The following is a 20,454-nucleotide window of genomic DNA, read 5'->3' as shown; positions in this document are numbered from 1 at the left end:
CATCGACTGATTATTTATTGCGCGTTATAAGAAGAAATGAGTAAAAAGCGGCAAAGTTCAGTTGAAAACCAGCGTATGATCGCTGGATAATCGTTTGCTTTTTTTTACCACCCGTTTTTTATGCGCGGAGCTAAACGTTTGCTTTTTTGCGACACCCCTATTGACGCAAACCTGGCACATGGAGAAAACGTTTAGCAGGCAGTGGATTGTCCAGCACGCATAATGACGAAAAAATAAACTCTCAGGGGATGTTTTCTATGTCTACGCCTTCAGCGCGTACCGGCGGTTCACTCGACGCCTGGTTTAAAATTTCGCTCCGCGGCAGTACCGTTCGTCAGGAAGTCGTTGCCGGATTAACGACGTTCCTGGCCATGGTCTACTCCGTTATCGTGGTTCCGGGGATGCTGGGTAAAGCCGGATTCCCGCCTGCCGCTGTATTTGTGGCAACCTGTCTGGTTGCGGGCGTCGGTTCTATTGTGATGGGCCTGTGGGCAAACCTGCCGCTGGCGATTGGTTGCGCCATTTCTTTGACGGCGTTTACCGCATTCAGCCTGGTACTGGGACAACATATCAGCGTGCCTGTTGCGCTGGGTGCGGTGTTCCTGATGGGTGTCCTGTTTACCATCATTTCCGCGACCGGTATTCGTAGCTGGATCCTGCGCAATCTACCGCAGGGTGTTGCGCACGGTACGGGGATTGGTATCGGCCTGTTCCTGCTGCTGATTGCGGCAAACGGCGTGGGTCTGGTTATTAAAAACCCGCTGGACGGCCTGCCGGTTGCGCTGGGCGATTTCGATACCTTCCCGGTGATTATGTCGCTGGTAGGTCTGGCGGTGATTATTGGCCTCGAAAAACTGAAAGTACCGGGCGGCATCCTGCTGACTATTATCGGTATTTCCGTAGTGGGTCTGATTTTCGACCCGGCCGTACATTTCTCCGGTATTTTTGCCATGCCGTCTCTGAGCGACGAAAACGGTAACTCGCTGATCGGTAGCCTGGATATTATGGGCGCACTAAACCCGATCGTACTGCCGAGCGTGCTGGCGCTGGTCATGACCGCTGTCTTCGATGCGACCGGAACCATCCGTGCGGTAGCCGGACAGGCGAATCTGCTGGATAAAGACGGACAGATTATTGACGGCGGCAAAGCGCTGACCACCGACTCCCTGAGCAGCGTGTTCTCTGGCCTGGTGGGCGCTGCACCGGCGGCGGTTTATATTGAATCCGCAGCGGGTACGGCGGCAGGCGGCAAAACTGGCCTGACGGCGATCACCGTTGGCGTACTGTTCCTGCTGATCCTGTTCCTCTCTCCGCTCTCTTATCTTGTACCCGTATATGCAACGGCACCTGCGCTGATGTATGTGGGCCTGCTGATGTTGAGCAACGTAGCGAAAATCGACTTTGCTGACTTTGTCGACGCTATGGCGGGGCTGGTAACGGCCGTATTTATCGTGCTGACCTGTAACATCGTGACCGGCATTATGATTGGCTTTGCTACCCTGGTGATTGGCCGTATCGTCTCTGGCGAATGGCGCAAACTGAACATTGGCACAGTGGTCATCGCCATCGCGCTGGTGGCCTTCTACGCTGGTGGTTGGGCTATCTAATCCTCATTTGATGAAGATTCTGAAAACGGGTGGCTTTGGCCGCCCGTTTTTATTTTCACAACACTCTCGTTGTCTTTTGCGTTACTCTCAAGTAGATAGAATTGAGGCACGACGCCTCTCATCACTGATCATAAGAAACATCGCAAACAGGGAACGCATGGAAATCTTTTTCACCATACTCATCATGACCCTTGTGGTCTCGCTGTCGGGGGTTTTTACTCGCGTATTGCCATTCCAACTCCCTTTACCCCTTATGCAGATCGCCATCGGCGCCTTGCTGGCGTGGCCGACGTTTGGTTTGCATGTGGAATTCGATCCTGAGCTTTTTCTGGTTCTGTTCATCCCGCCGCTGCTTTTCGCCGATGGCTGGAAGACGCCAACCCGTGAGTTTCTGGAGCACGGGCGAGAGATCTTCGGCCTTGCGCTGGCGCTGGTTCTGGTCACGGTGGTCGGGATTGGCTTTATGATTTACTGGCTGGTGCCGGGGATCCCTCTCATCCCAGCCTTTGCGCTGGCCGCTGTCCTGTCGCCAACCGATGCCGTGGCCCTTTCCGGCATAGTGGGCGAGGGACGCATACCGAAGAAAATCATGGGTATCCTGCAGGGCGAAGCGTTGATGAACGACGCCTCCGGTCTGGTATCACTGAAATTTGCCGTCGCCGTGGCGATGGGCACGATGGTGTTTACGGTTGGTGGCGCAACGCTTGAATTCTTCAAGGTAGCGATTGGCGGTATCCTGGCCGGTTTTGTCGTCAGTTGGCTGTACGGGCGCTCCCTGCGTTTTCTCAGCCGCTGGGGTGGTGATGAACCGGCAACGCAAATCGTTCTGCTGTTCCTGCTGCCGTTTGCGTCTTACCTGATTGCGGAACACATCGGTGTTTCCGGCATCCTCGCGGCGGTCGCAGCCGGGATGACGATTACCCGTTCCGGGGTAATGCGCCGGGCGCCGCTGGCGATGCGTTTACGTGCTAACAGCACCTGGGCGATGCTGGAGTTTGTGTTTAACGGCATGGTTTTCTTGCTGTTAGGACTGCAGTTGCCGGGGATTCTGGAGTCTTCTTTGGCGGCGGCAGAAGCCGATCCGAATGTTGAAATCTGGATGCTGTTTACCGATATCGTGCTGATTTACGTGGCGCTGATGCTGGTACGTTTTGGCTGGCTGTGGACGATGAAGAAGTTTAGCCTGCGCTTCCTGAAGAAAAAGCCGATGGAGTTTGGTTCCTGGACGACGCGTGAAATTATGATCGCCTCCTTTGCGGGCGTGCGTGGGGCCATTACTCTTGCCGGTGTGCTCTCTATTCCGTTGCTGTTACCGGATGGTAGCGGCTTCCCGGCGCGATATGAGCTGATCTTCCTTGCCGCGGGCGTGATTCTGTTCTCGCTGTTTGTTGGCGTGGTGATGCTGCCGCTTCTGCTGCAACACCTGGAAGTGGCAGACCACTCGCAGCAGCAGAAAGAGGAACGAATTGCCCGCGCTGCCACGGCCGAAGTGGCGATTGTCGCCATCCAGAAAATGGAGGAGCGTCTGGCCGCAGATACCGAAGAGAACATCGACAATCAGTTGCTCACCGAGGTGAGTTCACGCGTCATCGGTAACCTGCGTCGACGCGCCGACGGACGCAACGACGTGGAAAGCTCAATGCAGGAAGAAAACCTCGAGCGGCGTTTCCGTCTGGCGGCCCTGCGTTCCGAGCGCGCGGAACTTTATCACCTGCGCGCCACGCGGGAAATCAGCAATGAGACGCTGCAAAAACTGCTGCACGATCTGGATTTGCTGGAAGCGCTGTTGATCGAGAACGAATAAACGGTTGTGCCTGATGGCGCTACGCTTATCAGGCCTACGGAATCCAATTGTAGGTCTGATAAGCGTTAAGCCGCATCCGGCATGTTACGACTCTTGCGTTAGCCAGAACCCTTCACAGCATTTGAGCCACGCCTGGGCGCTGTGCGACAGATACACACCTTCGCGCCAAATCATGCCCAACTGCCAGCGTAAATCACTCTCCAAAGGGATCCAGCGCAGCGTCTGCTTATCCAATCGCTGGCAAATCGGCTCCGGTAAAATGGCGATCCCGACTCCGGCTTGCACCATCGCCGCCAGAAAATCCCACTGCCCACTGCGTACCGCGATGCGGGGTTTGACGTTGTGCTGGTTAAACAGCTCAAGCAACTGACGGCTCAACGCGAAATCTTCGTTATAGATAAGCAGGGGATGCTCCGCTAACGCCTCGGGGGAAATGGATTCACACGTTGTCCACTGACCGGAGCGGGGGACCAGCACACAGAGCGGATGGCTAAAAAGCGGTAAGGTCGCCAGGCCGCTCTCTTCTTCAACCGGCAGCGCGGTCATCGCGACATCCAGATCGCCATTCATCACCGCCTGCTGGACGGTTAAGCCTCCAAATTCAGATACCTTCAGCTCCACGCCGGGATAGCGCTGGCGAAACAGGCTGATAGGCCCGGCCATCAACATACCGACCATGGGCGGGATGCCGAGGCGCAGCACTCCCTTGTTGAGGTGATTAATGTCGCTGAGTTCTGCTTCGAGCTGGCGAAACTCGGCGAGGATCGCCAGGCCGCGTTCGAAAACAACCTGTCCGGTGTCGGTTAACAGCAGTCGCCGACCGTCGCGGATTAACAGCGTGCAGTTAAGCTCGTCTTCAAGGTTCTTCAACATCTTGCTGATAGTGGGCTGGGTGACAAAAAGCTTCTCCGCTGCGCGGGTAAAGCTCTGCTGACGAACCACCTCAACAAAATAGCGCAGCGTTCTGATATCCATGATTATTCCTTAAGACTATGCCTGCAATGAGTTTAATTCATTTCAGTCCTGGACGGGGGCTCTCTATACTGGCGCTCTCTATTTTTTAAGGACATACCCTCATGGCTGTGGCGATAAGCCGCGTGACGCCTGCCGTTATTCATCGACTCCAGATCCCCGTTCAGGTTCTGTTGTACGCAGGTCTATTTGTATTTGCTCAATATCTTGTCTCCTGGCTGCATCTGCCGCTTCCTGCCAACCTGGTTGGGATGGTGCTGATGTTGGCGCTGATTGTCTGTCGGGTTATCCCGCTGAACTGGATTCGCGCAGGCGCTCGCTGGTTACTGGCTGAAATGTTGCTGTTTTTTGTTCCGGCGGTGGTGGCTGTCGTCAACTATATGCAGCTGTTGTTGGTCGATGGTTGGCGCATATTTGCCGTCATTGCGCTAAGTACGTTGATGGTGCTTGGCGCAACGGCGTGGGTCGTGGATAAAGTGTATCGCTATGAAATGAGCAGGCTAAACCGTGAGTAATTTCCAGCTAAGCGTGCTTTGTCTGGTGATTACGCTGGGCATCTATTTTGCCAACAAGCGCCTGTATCGCCGTTTTCGTAAATTACCGCTGATGCCGTTAGTGTTCACTCCGGCGCTGCTGGTCCTGATGCTGGTCTTCGGGCATATCTCCTGGCAAAACTATATTGGTGAATCGCACTGGCTGCTGTGGCTGTTAGGCCCTGCGACCATCGCCTTTGCCGTTCCGGTCTATGACAACCTTGCCGTGATTAAGCGGCACTGGATGTCACTGACGGCGGGCGTGGTGACGGCAACGCTGGTGGCCGTTACCAGTTCCGTGTGGCTGGCGCGTCTGTTTATGTTGCCTGATGAAATCCAGCGTAGTCTGGCGGTGCGCTCCGTCACCACGCCATTTGCGCTGGCGGCAGCAGAGCCGTTGGGCGGGCAACCAGACCTGGTGGCATTGTTCGTGGTAGTGACCGGTGTATTCGGAATGGCGGTTGGCGATGTACTGTTTTTACGGCTTTCTATTCGGGAAGGGATGGCGAAAGGCGCAGGATTTGGCGCAGCCTCGCATGGTGCGGGCACGGCGCGCTCTTATGAGCTCGGCCAGCAGGAGGGCGTGGTCGCCAGCCTGGTGATGATGCTTTCCGGCGTGGTGATGGTGCTGGTTGCGCCGCTGGTCGCGATGGTGATGTTCTGAAAAATGCCCCGGTCGTTCAGACCGGGGATGAGTAGGTGTGGTTAGTGCGCGCGACCTTGTTCTACGCCGTACCCGGTCTGGGAACGGATGAACTGGGCACGGAACTGCTCGCGTTCGCGATTACCTTCTTCTGAGTTATCGGTAGCAGAGAAGAACCAGATCCCGAGGAACGCTACGCTGATGGAGAACAGCGCCGGATATTCATACGGGAAAATGGCTTTTTCGTGACCAAGGATCTGGACCCAAATCGTCGGGCCAAGCACCATCAGCACCACCGCCGTCAGCAGACCTAACCAGCCGCCCAACATCGCGCCACGCGTGGTCAGTCTTGACCAGTACATGGAGAGCAGAATGATCGGGAAGTTGCAGCTGGCTGCGATAGCAAACGCCAGACCTACCATGAAGGCGATATTCTGGTTCTCAAACAGCACGCCGAGCAGGATGGCAATCACGCCCAGCACCAGTACGGTGATTTTCGACACCTTCAGTTCTTCACGTTCGGTTGCGCCTTTACGGAACACGTTGGCGTACAGGTCGTGAGAAACGGCCGATGCGCCCGCCAGCGTCAGGCCTGCAACCACCGCCAGGATGGTGGCAAACGCCACGGCTGAGATGAAGCCCAGGAACAGGTTGCCGCCCACCGCATTTGCCAGGTGAACCGCCGCCATGTTGTTACCGCCGATCAGCGCGCCAGCAGCGTCTTTATACGCCGGATTAGCGCCCACCAGCATGATCGCACCAAAGCCGATGATAAAGGTCAGGATGTAGAAATAACCCATAAAACCGGTGGCATAGAACACGCTCTTACGCGCTTCGCGGGCATCGCTGACCGTAAAGAAGCGCATCAGGATGTGCGGCAAGCCTGCCGTACCAAACATCAGGCCGAGACCTAACGACAGGGCGGAGATCGGATCTTTTACCAGTCCGCCCGGGCTCATAATGGCTGAACCTTTCGGGTGTACCGCCATTGCTTCGGTGAACAGGTTGTTGAAGCTAAAGCCGACGTGCTTCATCACCATAAAGGCCATAAAGCTGGCGCCGAACAGCAGCAGAACGGCTTTGATGATCTGTACCCAGGTGGTCGCCAGCATGCCGCCAAACAGGACGTACATCATCATCAGCACGCCAACCAGTACGACGGCGATGTGATAGTTCAGACCAAACAGCAGCTCAATCAGCTTACCTGCGCCGACCATCTGGGCGATCAGATACAGCGCGACCACCACCAGAGAACCACAGGCCGACAGAATACGGATTGGTCCTTGCTTCAGACGATAAGAAGCAACATCTGCAAAGGTGTAACGACCCAGGTTACGCAGACGCTCAGCAATCAGGAACAGGATAATTGGCCAGCCGACCAGGAAGCCGAGTGAATAGATCAGCCCGTCATAACCGGAGGTAAACACCAGCGCGGAAATCCCGAGAAACGATGCCGCCGACATATAGTCGCCCGCAATCGCCAGCCCGTTCTGGAAACCAGTGATGTTACCGCCGGCGGTGTAGTAGTCATTACGCGAACGTACGCGCTTAGACGCCCAGTAAGTAATACCGAGCGTAAAGATGACGAAAATCAGGAACATGACAATCGCCTGCCAGTTGGTTGGCTGGCGTTGGACTGCACCGCTAATAGCATCCGCCGCGTTTGCGGCGAAGGGCAGCGTGGCGGCAAGCGCCGTCAGGACTCTCTTCATGATGCTTTAACCTCGTGCAGAACCGCATTGTTCAGGCGGTCGAATTCACCGTTTGCCCGCCAGATATAGATCCCGGTCAGGATGAAGGAGATGAGGATCACACCGACCCCAATCGGAATACCCCGGGTGACGCTGGTTCCCGCGTGTAGCGGCGTACCCAGCCAGCCAGGCGCAAAGGCAATCAGTAAAATAAAGCTGATGTAAACTGCCAGCATGATGATGGACAGAATGGTGGCAAACCGTTGCCTTTTTTCAACTAACTCCCTGAAACGCGCACTGTCTTCTATCCGCTGATAAATAGAGTCATTCATCACAGAGTTCTCCAGAGGCCCCCTTCGTCTTTCACGTTGCAAGTGTGTTGGCCGCACTCGCCCACCTCAGTCACATAGTGAACTATGCTCCTGGGGATGCGCTCGCTTGCCGCCTTCCTGCAACGCGAAATCCTTTGGGGTGGGTTATTATATTTTCCCTCCCGGTCAGGGGAGGGGTAGGGGTAGGATTTGTAGGCCCGATAAGCCGCGCACCATCGGGCATTTCACGGTTATGGTTATGATGGCATCGCGATGGCCTGCTTCTCTTCGAGCAGTTTCTCTACCACGCCAGGATCGGCGAGGGTCGAGGTATCGCCCAGATTGCTGGTATCGCCCGCCGCGATTTTACGCAGAATACGGCGCATGATTTTGCCGGAGCGGGTTTTCGGCAGTGAGTCGGTCCAGTGCAGCACGTCTGGCGTTGCCAGCGGACCAATTTCTTTACGTACCCAGTTGCGCACCTCGGCGTACAGCTCCGGTGACGGCTCTTCGCCGTGATTCAGCGTGACGTAGGCGTAGATCGCCTGGCCTTTAATATTATGCGGAATACCCACCACCGCGGCCTCGGCAATCTTCGGATGCGACACCAGCGCCGATTCGATTTCTGCCGTTCCCAGACGGTGGCCAGAGACGTTCAGCACATCGTCCACACGACCGGTGATCCAGTAATAGCCATCTTCGTCACGACGCGCGCCGTCGCCGCTGAAGTACATATTCTTGAAGGTAGAAAAGTAGGTCTGCTCAAAGCGTTCGTGATCGCCAAACAGCGTTCTCGCCTGGCCCGGCCACGAGTCGGTAATCACCAGGTTGCCTTCGGTCGCGCCTTCCAGCGGATTACCCTCGTTATCGACAATCGCAGGCTGTACGCCAAAGAACGGACGGGTTGCGGAACCCGCTTTCAGCTCGGTGGCGCCCGGCAGCGGGGTGATCATGAATCCACCGGTTTCGGTCTGCCACCAGGTATCGACGACCGGGCATTTTTCGTTGCCGATCTTCTTCCAGTACCACTCCCATGCTTCCGGGTTAATTGGCTCGCCAACGGAACCCAGGATACGCAGCGAGGAGCGGTCAGTGCCTTCAATCGCTTTATCACCTTCTGCCATCAGGGCGCGGATGGCGGTCGGCGCGGTATACAGAATATTGACCTGGTGCTTGTCCACAACCTGCGACATACGCGCCGGGGTTGGCCAGTTTGGCACGCCTTCGAACATCAGCGTGGTTGCGCCGCAGGCCAGCGGACCGTACAGCAGGTAGCTGTGCCCGGTTACCCAACCCACGTCAGCGGTACACCAATAAATATCGCCCTGATGGTAGTCAAACACGTACTTAAAGGTGGTTGCGGCATAGACCAGATATCCGCCGGTGGTATGCAGTACGCCTTTTGGCTTGCCGGTTGAACCGGAGGTATAGAGGATAAACAGCGGATCTTCCGCGTTCATTTCTTCTGGCTGATGTTCCGGGCTGGCTTTCTCGATAAGATCGGACCACCACAGGTCACGGCCTTCCTGCCATTCCGTTTTTCCACCGGTACGTTTGAGGACGACCACATGTTCCACGGTTTTCACGTTCGGGTTTTTCAGCGCATCATCGACGTTCTTTTTCAGCGGGATGGCGCGGCCGGCGCGCACGCCTTCGTCGGCGGTGATCACCAGACGTGAATTGGAGTCGATGATACGTCCGGCGACCGCTTCTGGTGAGAAACCACCGAAGATGACCGAATGCACCGCGCCAATGCGGGCGCAAGCCAGCATAGCAACCGCCGCTTCCGGCACCATCGGCATATAAATGGCCACTACGTCGCCTTTTTTAATGCCTAAATCCAGTAGCGTATTGGCGAAACGGCAAACATCGCGATGCAGTTCGCGATAAGTAATGTTTTTGCTTTGGGTGGCGTCATCGCCTTCCCAGATGATGGCGGTGCGATCGCCATTTGCCTGTAAATGACGGTCAAGGCAGTTTGCGGCCAGGTTCAGGGTGCCGTCTTCGTACCATTTAATCGACACGTTGCCTGGTGCGAAGGAGGTGTTCTTCACCTGGCTGTACGGCTTGATCCAATCAAGTATCTTTCCCTGCTCGCCCCAAAATGTGTCGGGTTCGTTAACGGATTGCTGGTATTTCTCTTCGTACTGCTCCGGGTTTATCAGGCAACGATCCGCAATGTTTGCGGGAATAGCGTGTTTATGTATTTGGCTCATGGCTTTTGTTCTCCTTGTAGGATGTTAATAATATGTCTCATAAACGTTAAATGTAGGGGCTTTGAGAGTTTTGTTTAGTATTTGCGCGGCAGATCACGCAATAAACGAATTGTGCAAATTAGCGGCAAACTTAATTTTGAAGGGAACTAGCAAAAATTGATTAAATCTCGCGATAACATGTAGTTATCTAAAGGATTATTGAAAAGGTGATCTATCTCTGAATTAGACAAAAGAGTGAGGAGTTAGAGGGGGCTTATAACTCTAAAGTGGTATTTTACATACACTTACAATTGATTAAAGACAACATTTTCAGTGTGGTTTCTTGTTACAAATAGGGTGGAGCAATGTCATGACAGTATTCGTGTGGTTGCTGTTATGGAAAACAATAAAAGAACCGCCATTGCAGATAATGGCGTCATCTGGATGAGACCCCTATGGCAAGGATAAAATCACGCGTACGCCGTTTCTTCAGCCTGTTATTACCTTTATTATTTATTTCTGCTGTTCACGCTGAACAAACTCCTGTACCCGCAAAAACCGTCACCGTTGAAGCGAAGAATGAAACCTTCGCTCCTCAGCATCCCGATCAATATCTCTCCTGGAAAGCCACGTCTGAGCAATCAGCCCGTGAAGATGCGCTGGCAGAAGATCCGCGTCTGGTGATCCTGTGGGCGGGATATCCATTCTCGCGCGATTACAACAAACCGCGTGGACACGCCTATGCCGTGACCGATGTGCGTGAAACCTTACGTACCGGCGCACCAAAAACGGCTGAAGACGGCCCGCTGCCGATGGCCTGCTGGAGCTGTAAAAGCCCGGACGTAGCGCGTCTGATCCAGAAAGATGGTGAAGATGGCTACTTCCACGGTAAATGGGCGCGCGGCGGTCCGGAAATTGTTAACAATCTCGGCTGTGCAGATTGCCATAACACTGCGTCACCAGACTTCGCCAAAGGCAAGCCAGAGCTGACGCTGTCGCGTCCTTATGCAGAACGCGCGATGGAAACAATCGGCAAACCGTTTGAGAAAGCCGGTCGCTTTGATCAGCAATCCATGGTCTGCGGTCAGTGCCACGTGGAATACTACTTCGACGGTAAAAACAAAGCCGTTAAGTTCCCGTGGGACGAGGGCATGAAAGTCGAGAACATGGAGAAATACTACGACACCATCGCCTTCTCTGACTGGACCAACTCCCTGTCGAAAACGCCGATGCTGAAAGCGCAGCACCCGGAATATGAAACCTGGAGCGCGGGCATTCACGGCAAGAACAACGTGACCTGTATCGACTGTCACATGCCGAAAGTGCAAAACGCGGAAGGCAAGCTCTACACCGACCATAAAATTGGTAACCCGTTCGATAACTTTGCTCAGACCTGTGCGAACTGCCACACCCAGGATAAAGCGTCCCTGCAAAAAGTGGTCGCCGAGCGTAAACAGGCTATTCATGACCTGAAAATCAAGGTCGAAGATCAGCTGGTTCATGCGCACTTCGAAGCGAAAGCCGCATGGGATGCGGGTGCGACTGAAGCGGAAATGAAGCCGATTCTGGAAGATATCCGTCACGCACAATGGCGCTGGGACCTGTCTATCGCCTCACACGGTATTCACATGCACGCTCCGGAAGAGGGTCTGCGGATGCTGGGTAGTGCGATGGATAAAGCCGCCGATGCGCGTACCAAACTGGTCCGTCTGCTGGCGACCAAAGGCATCACCCATGAAATCCCGTTACCGGATATCTCTACCAAAGAGAAAGCCCAGGCGGCGATTGGTCTGAACATGCAGCAAATCAATGCTGAGAAGCAGGACTTCATCAAAACGGTGATTCCGCAGTGGGAAGATCAGGCGCGTAAAAACGGTCTGTTAAGCCAATAACCCCATTTCGCCCCGTCAGGGGCGGATAACTCAACGGAGTGAATATGAGCGTATTAGGTTCGTTATTAACTGCTGGGGTGCTGGCGTCAGGCTTGTTCTGGAGCCTGAGTGGAATCACTGCCACGCCAACGCCGCAGGAGTCGGATCAACGCTGGACGGTTACCCAACAGCGTAATCCGGATGCCGCCTGTCTGGATTGTCACAAGCCAGATACCGAAGGCATGCATGGTAAGCATGCAGAAGTCATCAACCCGAATAACAAACTGCCGGTCACCTGCACCAACTGTCACGGCCAGCCGTCACCGAACCACCGTGAAGGGGTGAAGGATGTGATGCGCTTTAATGAGCCGATGTACAACGTTGAACAGCAGAACAGCGTCTGTATGTCCTGCCACCTGCCTGAGCAGCTACAAAAAGCGTTCTGGCCACACGATGTCCACGTAACCAAAGTGGCGTGTGCCAGCTGTCACTCACTGCATCCGAAGCAAGACACGATGCAGACGCTAAGTGATAAAGGACGGATCAAGATTTGCGTCGATTGCCACAGCGATCAGCGTAACAATCCGAACTTTAACCCGGCGTCGGTTCCGTTGCTTAAGGAGCATCCATGAGTTGCTCTCGTCGCCAGTTTATCACCCGCGTCGGCGCGCTGGTGGCAGTGAGCGGGACGGCGGGACGCGTTGTGGCGAAGACGCTGAACATCAACGGCGTACGTTACGGTATGGTACATGATGAGTCACTATGCATCGGCTGTACGGCCTGCATGGATGCTTGTCGGGAAGTAAACAACGTGCCGGAAGGGGTATCGCGTCTGACGATTTTTCGCAGCGAGCCGCAGGGGACGTTTCCTGATGTGAAGTATCGTTTTTTCCGTCATTCGTGCCAGCATTGCGACCATGCCCCCTGCGTTGACGTCTGCCCGACGGGGGCATCGTATCGCGATGCCGCCAGCGGTATTGTGGATGTGAACCCGGACCTGTGCGTTGGCTGCCAGTACTGTATCGCCGCGTGTCCTTATCGCGTGCGCTTTATCCATCCGGTTAGCAAAACGGCGGATAAATGCGATTTCTGTCGGAAAACCAATCTGAAAGCGGGCAAGCAGCCCGCCTGCGTTGAGTCGTGTCCGACGAAGGCGCTGACGTTTGGTAATCTGGACGATCCCAACAGCGATATCTCCCGCTTGTTGCTGCAGAAAACCACCTACCGTTACAAGCTGGCGTTGGGCACAAAACCGAAGGTCTACCGCGTTCCCTTTAAATTTGGGGAGGTGAGCCAATGACATCCGCTTCTGCATTTCATTTTGAATCACTGGTGTGGGACTGGCCCATTGCCATCTATCTGTTCCTGATTGGCATCTCCGCCGGACTGGTCACGCTGGCGATTCTGCTGCGTCGTTTCCATCCGGAGGCGGGCGGTTCTGACAGCACGCTGCTACGCACTACGCTGGTGTTAGGGCCGGGGGCGATTATCTTCGGTCTGCTGATTCTGGTGTTCCACCTGACGCGTCCATGGACCTTCTGGAAACTGATGTTCCACTACAGCTTCACTTCGGTGATGTCGATGGGGGTCATGTTGTTCCAGTTGTACATGGTGGTGCTGGTGCTGTGGCTGGCAAAAATCTTTGAAAAAGAGGTGATTGCTCTGCAACAGCGCTGGCTGCCGCGATTAGGGATCGTACAGAAAATGCTGACGTTGATTGCGCCGTTTCATCGCGCGCTGGAGACGTTAATGCTGGTGCTGGCGGTCCTGCTCGGGGCGTACACCGGTTTTCTGCTGTCGGCGCTGAAATCCTACCCGTTCCTGAATAACCCGATCCTGCCGGTGCTGTTCCTGTTCTCCGGGATCTCCTCCGGCGCGGCGGTGGCGCTGATCGCCATGGCGTTACGTCATCGTAGCAATCCGCACAGTACCGAAGCGCACTTTGTGCATCGCATGGAAGTCCCGGTGGTATGGCTGGAGATCTTCCTGCTGGCGGCGTTTTTCGTCGGTCTGGCGCTGGGCGATGACGGCAAAATGCGCGCGCTGGCGGCAGCACTGGGCGGCGGATTCTGGACCTGGTGGTTCTGGCTGGGCGTGGCCGGGCTTGGGCTGATACTGCCGATGCTGCTAAAACCTTGGGCCAACCGCAGTTCGACGTTTCATGGCGTGCTGGCAGTGTGCGGTGCCAGCCTGACCGGCGTACTGCTGCTGCGCTTTTTTATTCTCTATGCGGGTCAGCTAACCGTTGCGTAAGGTGATATCTGGACGTTCTCCTTCCTGAAGCCGGTTTTCTGGCACTGTTGTTAAGCCTCGGGGTCAACGTGTTGACCCCGCTTGCCGTGTTGGTGGGTGTCCGCCAGCGCTGGCAAGGCGTAATGCGCCTGGCAAGCGTGGGCATGTGGACGCAATTTTCGCTGCTGCTGCTGGCCTTTGCCATTCTGATATTCTGCTTTCTGACCAGCGACTTTTCGGTGGTCTACGTTGCTCAGCATAGCTACAGCCTGCTGCCGTGGGGATTAAAACTGGCGGCGGTGTGGGGCGGGCATGAAGGATCGCTGCTGCTGTGGGTGCTGTTTCTTTCCGGCTGGAGCGCGCTGTTCGCCTTGCGCTATCGGCGTGATTCCGACCTGCTGTTTCCGTTAACGCTCAGCGTCCTCGCTTTGATAACGGCCCTGCTGCTGCTGTTTGTGGTGGTATGGTCCGATCCGTTCGTGCGTATCTTCCCGCCAGCCATTGAAGGGCGCGATCTTAATCCGATGCTGCAACATCTCGGGTTAATCCTCCATCCGCCGCTGCTGTACCTGGGTTACGGTGGCTTGATGGTGGCGGCAGGCGTGGCGCTGGCCTCGCTGCTGCGCGGTGACTTTAATGCGCAGAGCGCCGGGGTGTGCTGGCGCTGGGCGCTGCCTGGCTGGTGTGCGCTGACGCTGGGGATTATCCTTGGCTCCTGGTGGGCCTACTGTGAGTTGGGCTGGGGCGGCTGGTGGTTCTGGGACCCGGTAGAAAATGCCTCCTTATTACCCTGGCTTTCCGCCAGTGCGCTGCTGCATAGTCTGTTCATCACGCGCCAACGTGGGATCTTCCGCCACTGGTCGCTGCTGCTGGCGATCGTCACGCTGATTTTATCGCTGCTGGGGACGCTGATTGTGCGTTCCGGCATTCTCGTTTCCGTGCACGCTTTTGCGCTGGATAACGTCCGCGCCACGCCGCTGTTCGCGCTGTTTACCGTATTGAGCCTGGCATCGCTCGGACTATACGCCTGGCGGGGACAGCAAGTCCGCCAGAATGCGCGTTTTGGCGGCTGGTCGCGCGAGATGCTGATTCTGGTCGCGCTATTACTTTTTTGCGCGGTGCTGCTGATTGTGCTGATTGGCACCCTTTACCCGATGATTTACGGGTTGTTCGGCTGGGGGCGGCTCTCCGTGGGCGCACCGTACTTTAACCGTGCTACGCTGCCCTTTGGCCTGCTGATGCTGCTGGTTATCGTGCTGGCGACGATCAGAAGCCGCAAAGTGCCTGTGCGTTGCCAGCTTCCGGCACTGCTGGCGCATGCCGGGGTGCTGGTGTTTGCGGCTGGGATCGTCTTTTCCAGCGGTAGTCGTCAGGAGATAAGCCTGAATCTCAGCCCCGGGCAGCAGGTGGAACTGGCGGGCTATATTTAATGAGATGGTCACTCCCTCCTTCCCGGTACTATGCTGAGGACAGGCTTTCATTCGGAGAACTATCATGGAAAACATTGCGCTCATTGGTATCGATCTGGGTAAAAACTCTTTCCATATTCATTGCCAGGATCGTCGCGGGAAGGCTGTTTACCGTAAAAAATTTACCCGGCCAAAGTTGATCGAATTTTTGGCGACATGCCCCGCTACAACCATCGCAATGGAAGCCTGTGGCGGTTCTCACTTTATGGCACGCAAGTTGGAAGAGTTGGGGCATTCCCCAAAGCTGATATCACCACAATTTGTCCGCCCGTTCGTTAAAAGCAATAAAAACGACTTTGTCGACGCCGAAGCTATTTGTGAAGCTGCATCGCGTCCGTCTATGCGTTTTGTGCAGCCCAGAACGGAATCTCAGCAGGCAATGCGGGCTCTGCATCGTGTCCGTGAATCCCTGGTTCAGGATAAGGTAAAAACAACCAATCAAATGCATGCTTTTCTGCTGGAATTTGGCATTAGCGTTCCCCGAGGAGCTGCCGTTATTAGCCGACTGAGTACCATTCTTGAGGATAATAGTTTGCCTCTTTACCTCAGCCAGTTATTGCTGAAATTACAACAGCATTATCACTATCTTGTTGAGCAGATTAAAGATTTGGAATCCCAGTTGAAACGAAAGTTGGACGAAGATGAGGTTGGACAGCGCTTGCTGAGCATTCCCTGCGTCGGAACACTGACAGCGAGTACTATTTCAACTGAGATTGGCGACGGGAAGCAGTACGCCAGCAGCCGTGACTTTGCGGCGGCAACAGGGCTTGTACCTCGGCAGTACAGCACGGGAGGTAGGACGACATTGCTGGGAATTAGTAAGCGAGGTAATAAAAAGATCCGAACTTTGTTGGTTCAATGTGCCAGGGTATTCATACAAAAACTGGAACACCAGTCTGGCAAATTGGCCGATTGGGTCAGGGATTTACTGTGCCGGAAAAGCAACTTTGTCGTCACTTGTGCTCTGGCAAACAAGCTGGCCAGAATAGCCTGGGCCCTAACGGCACGACAGCAAACTTATGTAGCATAACGGCAGAAATACACCGGTTTAAAGAATTACTGATCTGGTTTTGCGAATACTGATATTGATGATACTAACGGCCCACCGGCCTGTTGAGGAACCTGTAAAACGGAAAGGCTCATTGAAGCCGTATATTTTCTGGAGGTTCATCAGGCGCGGAACTCATCAAGGCGCGGGAATAAAATCCCATTCAGACGCCGGATAGATTCAAGCAAGCCAACTTGTCGTCAAAATCGGTGTTGCAAAAACGGGAGTGACCATAGATTTCGTTTTGAGCGTCTCGACCTGGAAGCGAAAGGTAACTACACCAGTGAAAAAGCGCAGATCACGCTGTGGCAGAATGAGAAACGCATTGGCAGCCTGCAGCCTGAAAGACGCTTCTATGCCGCGCGCCGTCAACAGATGATGGAGCCGGGGATCCGCTGGAATCTGATGCATGACTGGTATGCGGTAATCGGCGAAAAAACCGGACCGGACCGTTATGCCATGCGCTTGTACGTGCAGACCGGCGTGCGCTGGATTTGGGGCGGGGGACTGTTAATGGTCTGTGGTGCGCTGCTGAGCGGATGGCGAGGGAGAAAGCGCGATGCATAAACTAATCAACGCGTTGCCGGATGGCGGCGAACGGGGTGTGAAAACGGTAGGTCGGATAAGCGCAGCGCCATCCGGCAGAACATGTTTACTCTTAGCTATCATTTTGTTTTTCATCGCCTTCGCGACACATGCCCAGGTTGTGGACACATGGACTTTTGCCAACCAGCAACAACAGGAAAAAGCGTTGTCTATTGCCAGCCAACTGCGCTGTCCACAGTGTCAAAACCAAAACTTGCTGGAATCCAATGCGCCGGTAGCGGTCAGTATGCGCCACCAGGTTTATAGCATGGTGGCGGAAGGGAAAAGTGAAGCCGAGATAACGACGTGGATGACCGATCGCTACGGTGATTTTGTGCGCTACAACCCGCCGTTGAATGAGCAAACGCTGCTGCTGTGGGCGTTGCCGTGCCTGTTGTTATTGCTGGTGGGCGTGGTGGTCTGGCGGGTGAGAAGGCGTCAGCGCGTAGAGGAGGATGTGCAATGAGCCAGTCCACCCATTCCCCTGCGCCGTTACGCCCACTCCCCGTGAAGTGGCTGACCGCTGCGACGGTGCTGATGGTTGTGGCCTGCATCGGAGGTTATCTGTTGACGCCCAAATGGCAGGCGGTGCGTCAGGAACTGACGCGGCTGGCGGACCCATTACATGCGTTCGCCGATGAAAATATTCAGGAAAAACAGCTGCTTTTGCTGCAATCGCAAATTCGTGCTAATCCGCAGGACGGTGTGAAATGGGCGCAACTCGGTGAGTACTATCTTTGGCAAAACGCGTATCATAATGCGCTGCTTGCCTACGAGCAGGCGCTGCGTGTAGGGGGTGAAAATGCTGAGATCTATTCAGCGCTGGCAACGGTATTGTATTACCAGGCCGGGCAGCATATGACACCGCCCACTCGCGAGATGATTGATAAGGCTCTGGCGCTGGACCCGACAGAGGTCACTGCGCTGATGCTGTTAGCCTCAGATGCGTTTATGCAGGCAGATTACGCCCAGGCCATTTCAGTGTGGCAAAAAGTTATGGATTTAAACTCGCCGAGGGTGAACCGGGCACAGCTCATTGACTCTATTAATATGGCGAAGTTGTTGCAGAATCGGCAAAAATAAATTTGTTTCTTTTGTGATTTGTATCATTTGGCCTGTTTAAAAAACAGGCGAACGAACAAATGAGCAAAAAAAACTCACGCCATGACTTCTTCATTTTTGAACATATTAAAATTCTTTTATAACAAAAAGTTATTCATCAATACCCCGATAAAATTGCATTTTTATGCATAAATTCAGCCGAAGGCTCTGTTCCTGGAGGGTTGCGCGAGACAGTACGCAAATGATAATGATAATAAGCGTTAAAAAACTCCATAAACGAACGCAACACAATTCATACCCTTTCAGTATGTACTATTACCACACACCGCATGTGGAATAGCGCTCCATCGAGGAAGTCCGTTGTTATGAAAAATTTGAAAGTCAGCCTGGCATGGCAGATTCTGATCGCTATGGTGCTGGGCATTCTGCTGGGGAGTTACCTGCATTACCATAGTGACAGCCGTGAATGGCTGGTTGTAAACCTGCTGTCACCGGCGGGCGATATCTTTATCCATCTGATCAAAATGATCGTGGTGCCCATTGTTATCTCTACGCTGGTTGTCGGTATCGCCGGGGTCGGTGATGCAAAACAGCTGGGCCGTATTGGCGCCAAAACTATTATCTATTTCGAAGTAATCACCACCGTGGCGATTATCCTGGGTATCACGCTGGCGAATGTGTTCCAGCCAGGTACCGGGGTGGATATGTCGCAACTGGCGACCGTGGATATTTCGAAATATCAAAGCACGACCGCAGAAGTACAGAGCCACGCGCATGGCCTGATGGGGACAATTTTGTCACTGGTGCCAACCAACATCGTCGCATCGATGGCAAAAGGCGATATGCTGCCGATTATCTTCTTCTCGGTGCTGTTCGGTTTAGGTCTGTCTTCCCTGCCGGCAACTCACCGCGAGCCGTTGGTTACCGTATTCCGCTCTATTTCCGAAACCATGTTTAAAGTCACTCACATGGTTATGCGCTACGCGCCAGTCGGTGTTTTCGCGCTGATTGCCGTTACCGTCGCGAACTTCGGTTTTGCCTCCTTGTGGCCGCTGGCGAAGCTGGTGCTGTTGGTGCATTTCGCCATTCTGTTCTTCGCGCTGGTGGTGCTGGGGATCGTGGCGCGCATCTGCGGTTTGAGCATCTGGATCCTGATCCGCATTCTGAAAGACGAGCTGATTCTGGCTTACTCTACAGCCAGCTCCGAGAGCGTGCTGCCGCGCATTATTGAGAAGATGGAAGCCTATGGCGCGCCAGCTTCAATCACCAGCTTTGTGGTGCCGACCGGCTACTCATTCAACCTTGATGGTTCAACTCTGTACCAGAGTATCGCCGCTATCTTTATCGCGCAGCTGTACGGTATCGACCTGTCGCTGTGGCAGGAAATCGTGCTGGTGCTGACGCTGATGGTGACCTCGAAAGGGATTGCGGGTGTGCCGGGCGTATCATTCGTGGTGCTGCTGGCTACGCTGGGCAGCGTGGGGATCCCACTGGAAGGCCTGGCGTTTATCGCCGGTGTTGACCGTATCCTCGACATGGCGCGTACCGCGCTGAACGTGGTGGGTAATGCGCTGGCGGTACTGGTTATCGCCAAGTGGGAACACAAATTTGACCGCAAGAAAGCGCTGGCCTATGAGCGCGACGTGCTGGGTAGATTTGATAAGACCGCTAATCAGTAATTCATGACAGCTTGCCGGATAAGCGTAGCGCCATCCGGCAATGCAAATCATTACCCGTTTGTTAACTTATCAAACTCTTCGCAGCCGGTATCGAATCCTTCCATACAGCTCAGATTCAGCCAGTGCAGCGCCTTCTGTTTATTCTTCACGATAAAACCCTGTTCACCGTTTAAGAACATCATCCCTGCCCAGTATTCGGAATAACCGGTGCGGGAAATGGCTGAGCTTCGTTTGAAATACCACGTCGCTTTCTCATCATCAGCGGGTATGCCCACGCCGTTGGCGTAAATCAGGCCGAGCAGCATTTGTGCGTCGACGGCGGAGTCATTTTCCAGGTCTTCGGAGGCGTTTTGCAGCAAGGTAATGGCTTTAGGGTAATCGGTACGTCCAGCCTGGGTGTTGACCAGAATCCGCGCCAGGGTAAGTTCTCCCGCTTTACTGCCTGCTTTGGCTGCTTTTTCCGCCAGCGTTTTAGCCTGGGGGTAATCCAGACTGACCGGATTCGTAATTTTGATTTGCGCCAGTAGCGCACAGGCGTCGGCATCGCCGTTGTCGGCGGCTTTTTGCGCCCAATACTCGGCTTTGCTCAAATCGCCCGAACTGAACCAGGTATCGGCAAGAAAGTACTGTGCGCGACGGTCCCCTGCCTCAGCGGCCTGTAAGTACTGGCTTCCTGGCTCAGTATCACTGGCATGGGCAAAGAATGTCATAAAGAACATCAATGCAATGAGTTGTTTCATTTTGAGTTTTAT

At 54.4% G+C, this 20,454-nt stretch carries 16 protein-coding genes and 2 pseudogenes; 13 read left to right on the top strand and 5 right to left on the bottom strand.

Annotation, left to right across the window (positions count from 1 at the left end; translation table 11 throughout):
• Positions 1 to 257 precede the first annotated feature (257 nt).
• Both ghxP and HV345_RS21670 read left to right on the top strand, forming a co-directional pair.
• Complete coding sequence (gene ghxP, locus HV345_RS21675) at positions 258 to 1,607, top strand: guanine/hypoxanthine transporter GhxP (protein WP_016155449.1); 1,350 nt, start codon at positions 258 to 260, stop codon at positions 1,605 to 1,607.
• Positions 1,608 to 1,764: 157 nt separating this feature from the next.
• Positions 1,765 to 3,411: a Na+/H+ antiporter gene (locus HV345_RS21670; protein WP_016155450.1), complete on the top strand. Its 1,647-nt coding sequence runs from the start codon at positions 1,765 to 1,767 to the stop codon at positions 3,409 to 3,411.
• Positions 3,412 to 3,495: 84 nt separating this feature from the next.
• Here the strand turns inward: HV345_RS21670 and HV345_RS21665 are convergent, their stop codons facing one another.
• Positions 3,496 to 4,386, bottom strand: a complete 891-nt coding sequence (locus tag HV345_RS21665) for a LysR family transcriptional regulator (protein ID WP_016155366.1) — start codon at positions 4,384 to 4,386, stop codon at positions 3,496 to 3,498.
• 101 nt (positions 4,387 to 4,487) lie between these two features.
• Here HV345_RS21665 and HV345_RS21660 point away from each other — a divergent pair, with 101 nt between their 5' ends.
• Both HV345_RS21660 and HV345_RS21655 read left to right on the top strand, forming a co-directional pair.
• Entirely contained in the window at positions 4,488 to 4,898 is a 411-nt protein-coding gene (locus tag HV345_RS21660) for a CidA/LrgA family protein (protein ID WP_181636046.1), read from the top strand.
• Positions 4,891 to 5,580 (top strand): LrgB family protein, encoded by a 690-nt coding sequence (locus HV345_RS21655; protein WP_016155368.1) that lies wholly within the window; start codon positions 4,891 to 4,893, stop codon positions 5,578 to 5,580. The genes HV345_RS21660 and HV345_RS21655 overlap by 8 nt, the downstream gene beginning before the upstream one ends.
• A 41-nt stretch (positions 5,581 to 5,621) precedes the next feature.
• On the opposite strand, the gene actP is transcribed toward HV345_RS21655, so the two are convergent.
• From actP to acs, 3 genes are all read right to left on the bottom strand, one after another.
• The gene (gene actP / locus HV345_RS21650; RefSeq protein WP_016155369.1) at positions 5,622 to 7,271 is read right to left on the bottom strand and encodes a cation/acetate symporter ActP; all 1,650 of its coding nucleotides are present in this window, start codon (positions 7,269 to 7,271) and stop codon (positions 5,622 to 5,624) included.
• Positions 7,268 to 7,582, bottom strand: coding sequence for a DUF485 domain-containing protein (locus HV345_RS21645; protein WP_016155370.1), 315 nt, complete (start codon positions 7,580 to 7,582; stop codon positions 7,268 to 7,270). Before HV345_RS21645 ends, actP begins: the two co-directional genes overlap by 4 nt.
• Positions 7,583 to 7,818: 236 nt before the next feature.
• The gene (acs, locus tag HV345_RS21640; RefSeq protein ID WP_016155371.1) at positions 7,819 to 9,777 is read right to left on the bottom strand and encodes an acetate--CoA ligase; all 1,959 of its coding nucleotides are present in this window, start codon (positions 9,775 to 9,777) and stop codon (positions 7,819 to 7,821) included.
• Positions 9,778 to 10,211: 434 nt separating this feature from the next.
• On the opposite strand from acs, the gene nrfA reads away from it, so the two are divergent.
• From nrfA to gltP, 9 genes and pseudogenes are all read left to right on the top strand, one after another.
• Positions 10,212 to 11,648, top strand: a complete 1,437-nt coding sequence (gene nrfA, locus HV345_RS21635) for an ammonia-forming nitrite reductase cytochrome c552 subunit (protein ID WP_181636045.1) — start codon at positions 10,212 to 10,214, stop codon at positions 11,646 to 11,648.
• Between the two features lie 44 nt (positions 11,649 to 11,692).
• On the top strand, positions 11,693 to 12,259 hold the full coding sequence (nrfB, locus tag HV345_RS21630) for a cytochrome c nitrite reductase pentaheme subunit (protein WP_181636044.1): 567 nt from the start codon (positions 11,693 to 11,695) through the stop codon (positions 12,257 to 12,259).
• Positions 12,256 to 12,927: a cytochrome c nitrite reductase Fe-S protein gene (nrfC, locus tag HV345_RS21625; protein WP_181636043.1), complete on the top strand. Its 672-nt coding sequence runs from the start codon at positions 12,256 to 12,258 to the stop codon at positions 12,925 to 12,927. The genes nrfB and nrfC overlap by 4 nt, the downstream gene beginning before the upstream one ends.
• Complete coding sequence (nrfD, locus tag HV345_RS21620; protein WP_016155452.1) at positions 12,924 to 13,880, top strand: cytochrome c nitrite reductase subunit NrfD; 957 nt, start codon at positions 12,924 to 12,926, stop codon at positions 13,878 to 13,880. The genes nrfC and nrfD overlap by 4 nt, the downstream gene beginning before the upstream one ends.
• 8 nt (positions 13,881 to 13,888) lie before the next feature.
• Positions 13,889 to 15,283, top strand: a pseudogene (locus tag HV345_RS21615) (heme lyase CcmF/NrfE family subunit); the annotation flags it as partial.
• A 70-nt stretch (positions 15,284 to 15,353) separates the two neighbouring features.
• The gene (locus tag HV345_RS21610; RefSeq protein WP_000427623.1) at positions 15,354 to 16,358 is read left to right on the top strand and encodes an IS110-like element IS4321 family transposase; all 1,005 of its coding nucleotides are present in this window, start codon (positions 15,354 to 15,356) and stop codon (positions 16,356 to 16,358) included.
• 249 nt (positions 16,359 to 16,607) lie between these two features.
• A pseudogene (gene nrfF, locus HV345_RS26520) lies at positions 16,608 to 17,427 on the top strand (heme lyase NrfEFG subunit NrfF); the annotation flags it as partial.
• Positions 17,424 to 18,044 carry a heme lyase NrfEFG subunit NrfG gene (gene nrfG / locus HV345_RS21595; protein WP_181626612.1) on the top strand — a complete coding sequence of 207 codons (621 nt, stop codon included), beginning with the start codon at positions 17,424 to 17,426 and terminating at the stop codon, positions 18,042 to 18,044. The pseudogene nrfF and the gene nrfG, both read left to right, overlap by 4 nt.
• A 344-nt stretch (positions 18,045 to 18,388) precedes the next feature.
• Positions 18,389 to 19,702 carry a glutamate/aspartate:proton symporter GltP gene (gltP, locus tag HV345_RS21590; RefSeq protein WP_016155378.1) on the top strand — a complete coding sequence of 438 codons (1,314 nt, stop codon included), beginning with the start codon at positions 18,389 to 18,391 and terminating at the stop codon, positions 19,700 to 19,702.
• A 50-nt stretch (positions 19,703 to 19,752) separates the two neighbouring features.
• On the opposite strand, the gene yjcO is transcribed toward gltP, so the two are convergent.
• Positions 19,753 to 20,442 (bottom strand): Sel1 family TPR-like repeat protein YjcO, encoded by a 690-nt coding sequence (gene yjcO, locus HV345_RS21585; protein WP_016155379.1) that lies wholly within the window; start codon positions 20,440 to 20,442, stop codon positions 19,753 to 19,755.
• Positions 20,443 to 20,454: the final 12 nt, after the last annotated feature.

This window comes from Citrobacter sp. RHBSTW-00986, assembly GCF_013783065.1.
Classification (GTDB): domain Bacteria; phylum Pseudomonadota; class Gammaproteobacteria; order Enterobacterales; family Enterobacteriaceae; genus Citrobacter; species Citrobacter braakii.
Note: the sequence above shows the minus strand (reverse complement) of the source record. Positions and strands in the feature narration are given on the sequence as shown.

Bases quoted from the DNA above. Each gene is read 5' to 3' on its own strand.
- ghxP (WP_016155449.1), top strand. From the start codon at position 258: ATGTCTACGCCTTCAGCGCGTACCGGCGGTTCACTCGACGCCTGGTTT.
- HV345_RS21670 (WP_016155450.1), top strand. From the start codon at position 1,765: ATGGAAATCTTTTTCACCATACTCATCATGACCCTTGTGGTCTCGCTG.
- HV345_RS21665 (WP_016155366.1), bottom strand. From the start codon at position 4,386: ATGGATATCAGAACGCTGCGCTATTTTGTTGAGGTGGTTCGTCAGCAG.
- HV345_RS21660 (WP_181636046.1), top strand. From the start codon at position 4,488: ATGGCTGTGGCGATAAGCCGCGTGACGCCTGCCGTTATTCATCGACTC.
- actP (WP_016155369.1), bottom strand. From the start codon at position 7,271: ATGAAGAGAGTCCTGACGGCGCTTGCCGCCACGCTGCCCTTCGCCGCA.
- HV345_RS21645 (WP_016155370.1), bottom strand. From the start codon at position 7,582: ATGAATGACTCTATTTATCAGCGGATAGAAGACAGTGCGCGTTTCAGG.
- acs (WP_016155371.1), bottom strand. From the start codon at position 9,777: ATGAGCCAAATACATAAACACGCTATTCCCGCAAACATTGCGGATCGT.
- nrfA (WP_181636045.1), top strand. From the start codon at position 10,212: ATGGCAAGGATAAAATCACGCGTACGCCGTTTCTTCAGCCTGTTATTA.
- nrfB (WP_181636044.1), top strand. From the start codon at position 11,693: ATGAGCGTATTAGGTTCGTTATTAACTGCTGGGGTGCTGGCGTCAGGC.
- nrfC (WP_181636043.1), top strand. From the start codon at position 12,256: ATGAGTTGCTCTCGTCGCCAGTTTATCACCCGCGTCGGCGCGCTGGTG.
- nrfD (WP_016155452.1), top strand. From the start codon at position 12,924: ATGACATCCGCTTCTGCATTTCATTTTGAATCACTGGTGTGGGACTGG.
- HV345_RS21610 (WP_000427623.1), top strand. From the start codon at position 15,354: ATGGAAAACATTGCGCTCATTGGTATCGATCTGGGTAAAAACTCTTTC.
- nrfG (WP_181626612.1), top strand. From the start codon at position 17,424: ATGAGCCAGTCCACCCATTCCCCTGCGCCGTTACGCCCACTCCCCGTG.
- gltP (WP_016155378.1), top strand. From the start codon at position 18,389: ATGAAAAATTTGAAAGTCAGCCTGGCATGGCAGATTCTGATCGCTATG.
- yjcO (WP_016155379.1), bottom strand. From the start codon at position 20,442: ATGAAACAACTCATTGCATTGATGTTCTTTATGACATTCTTTGCCCAT.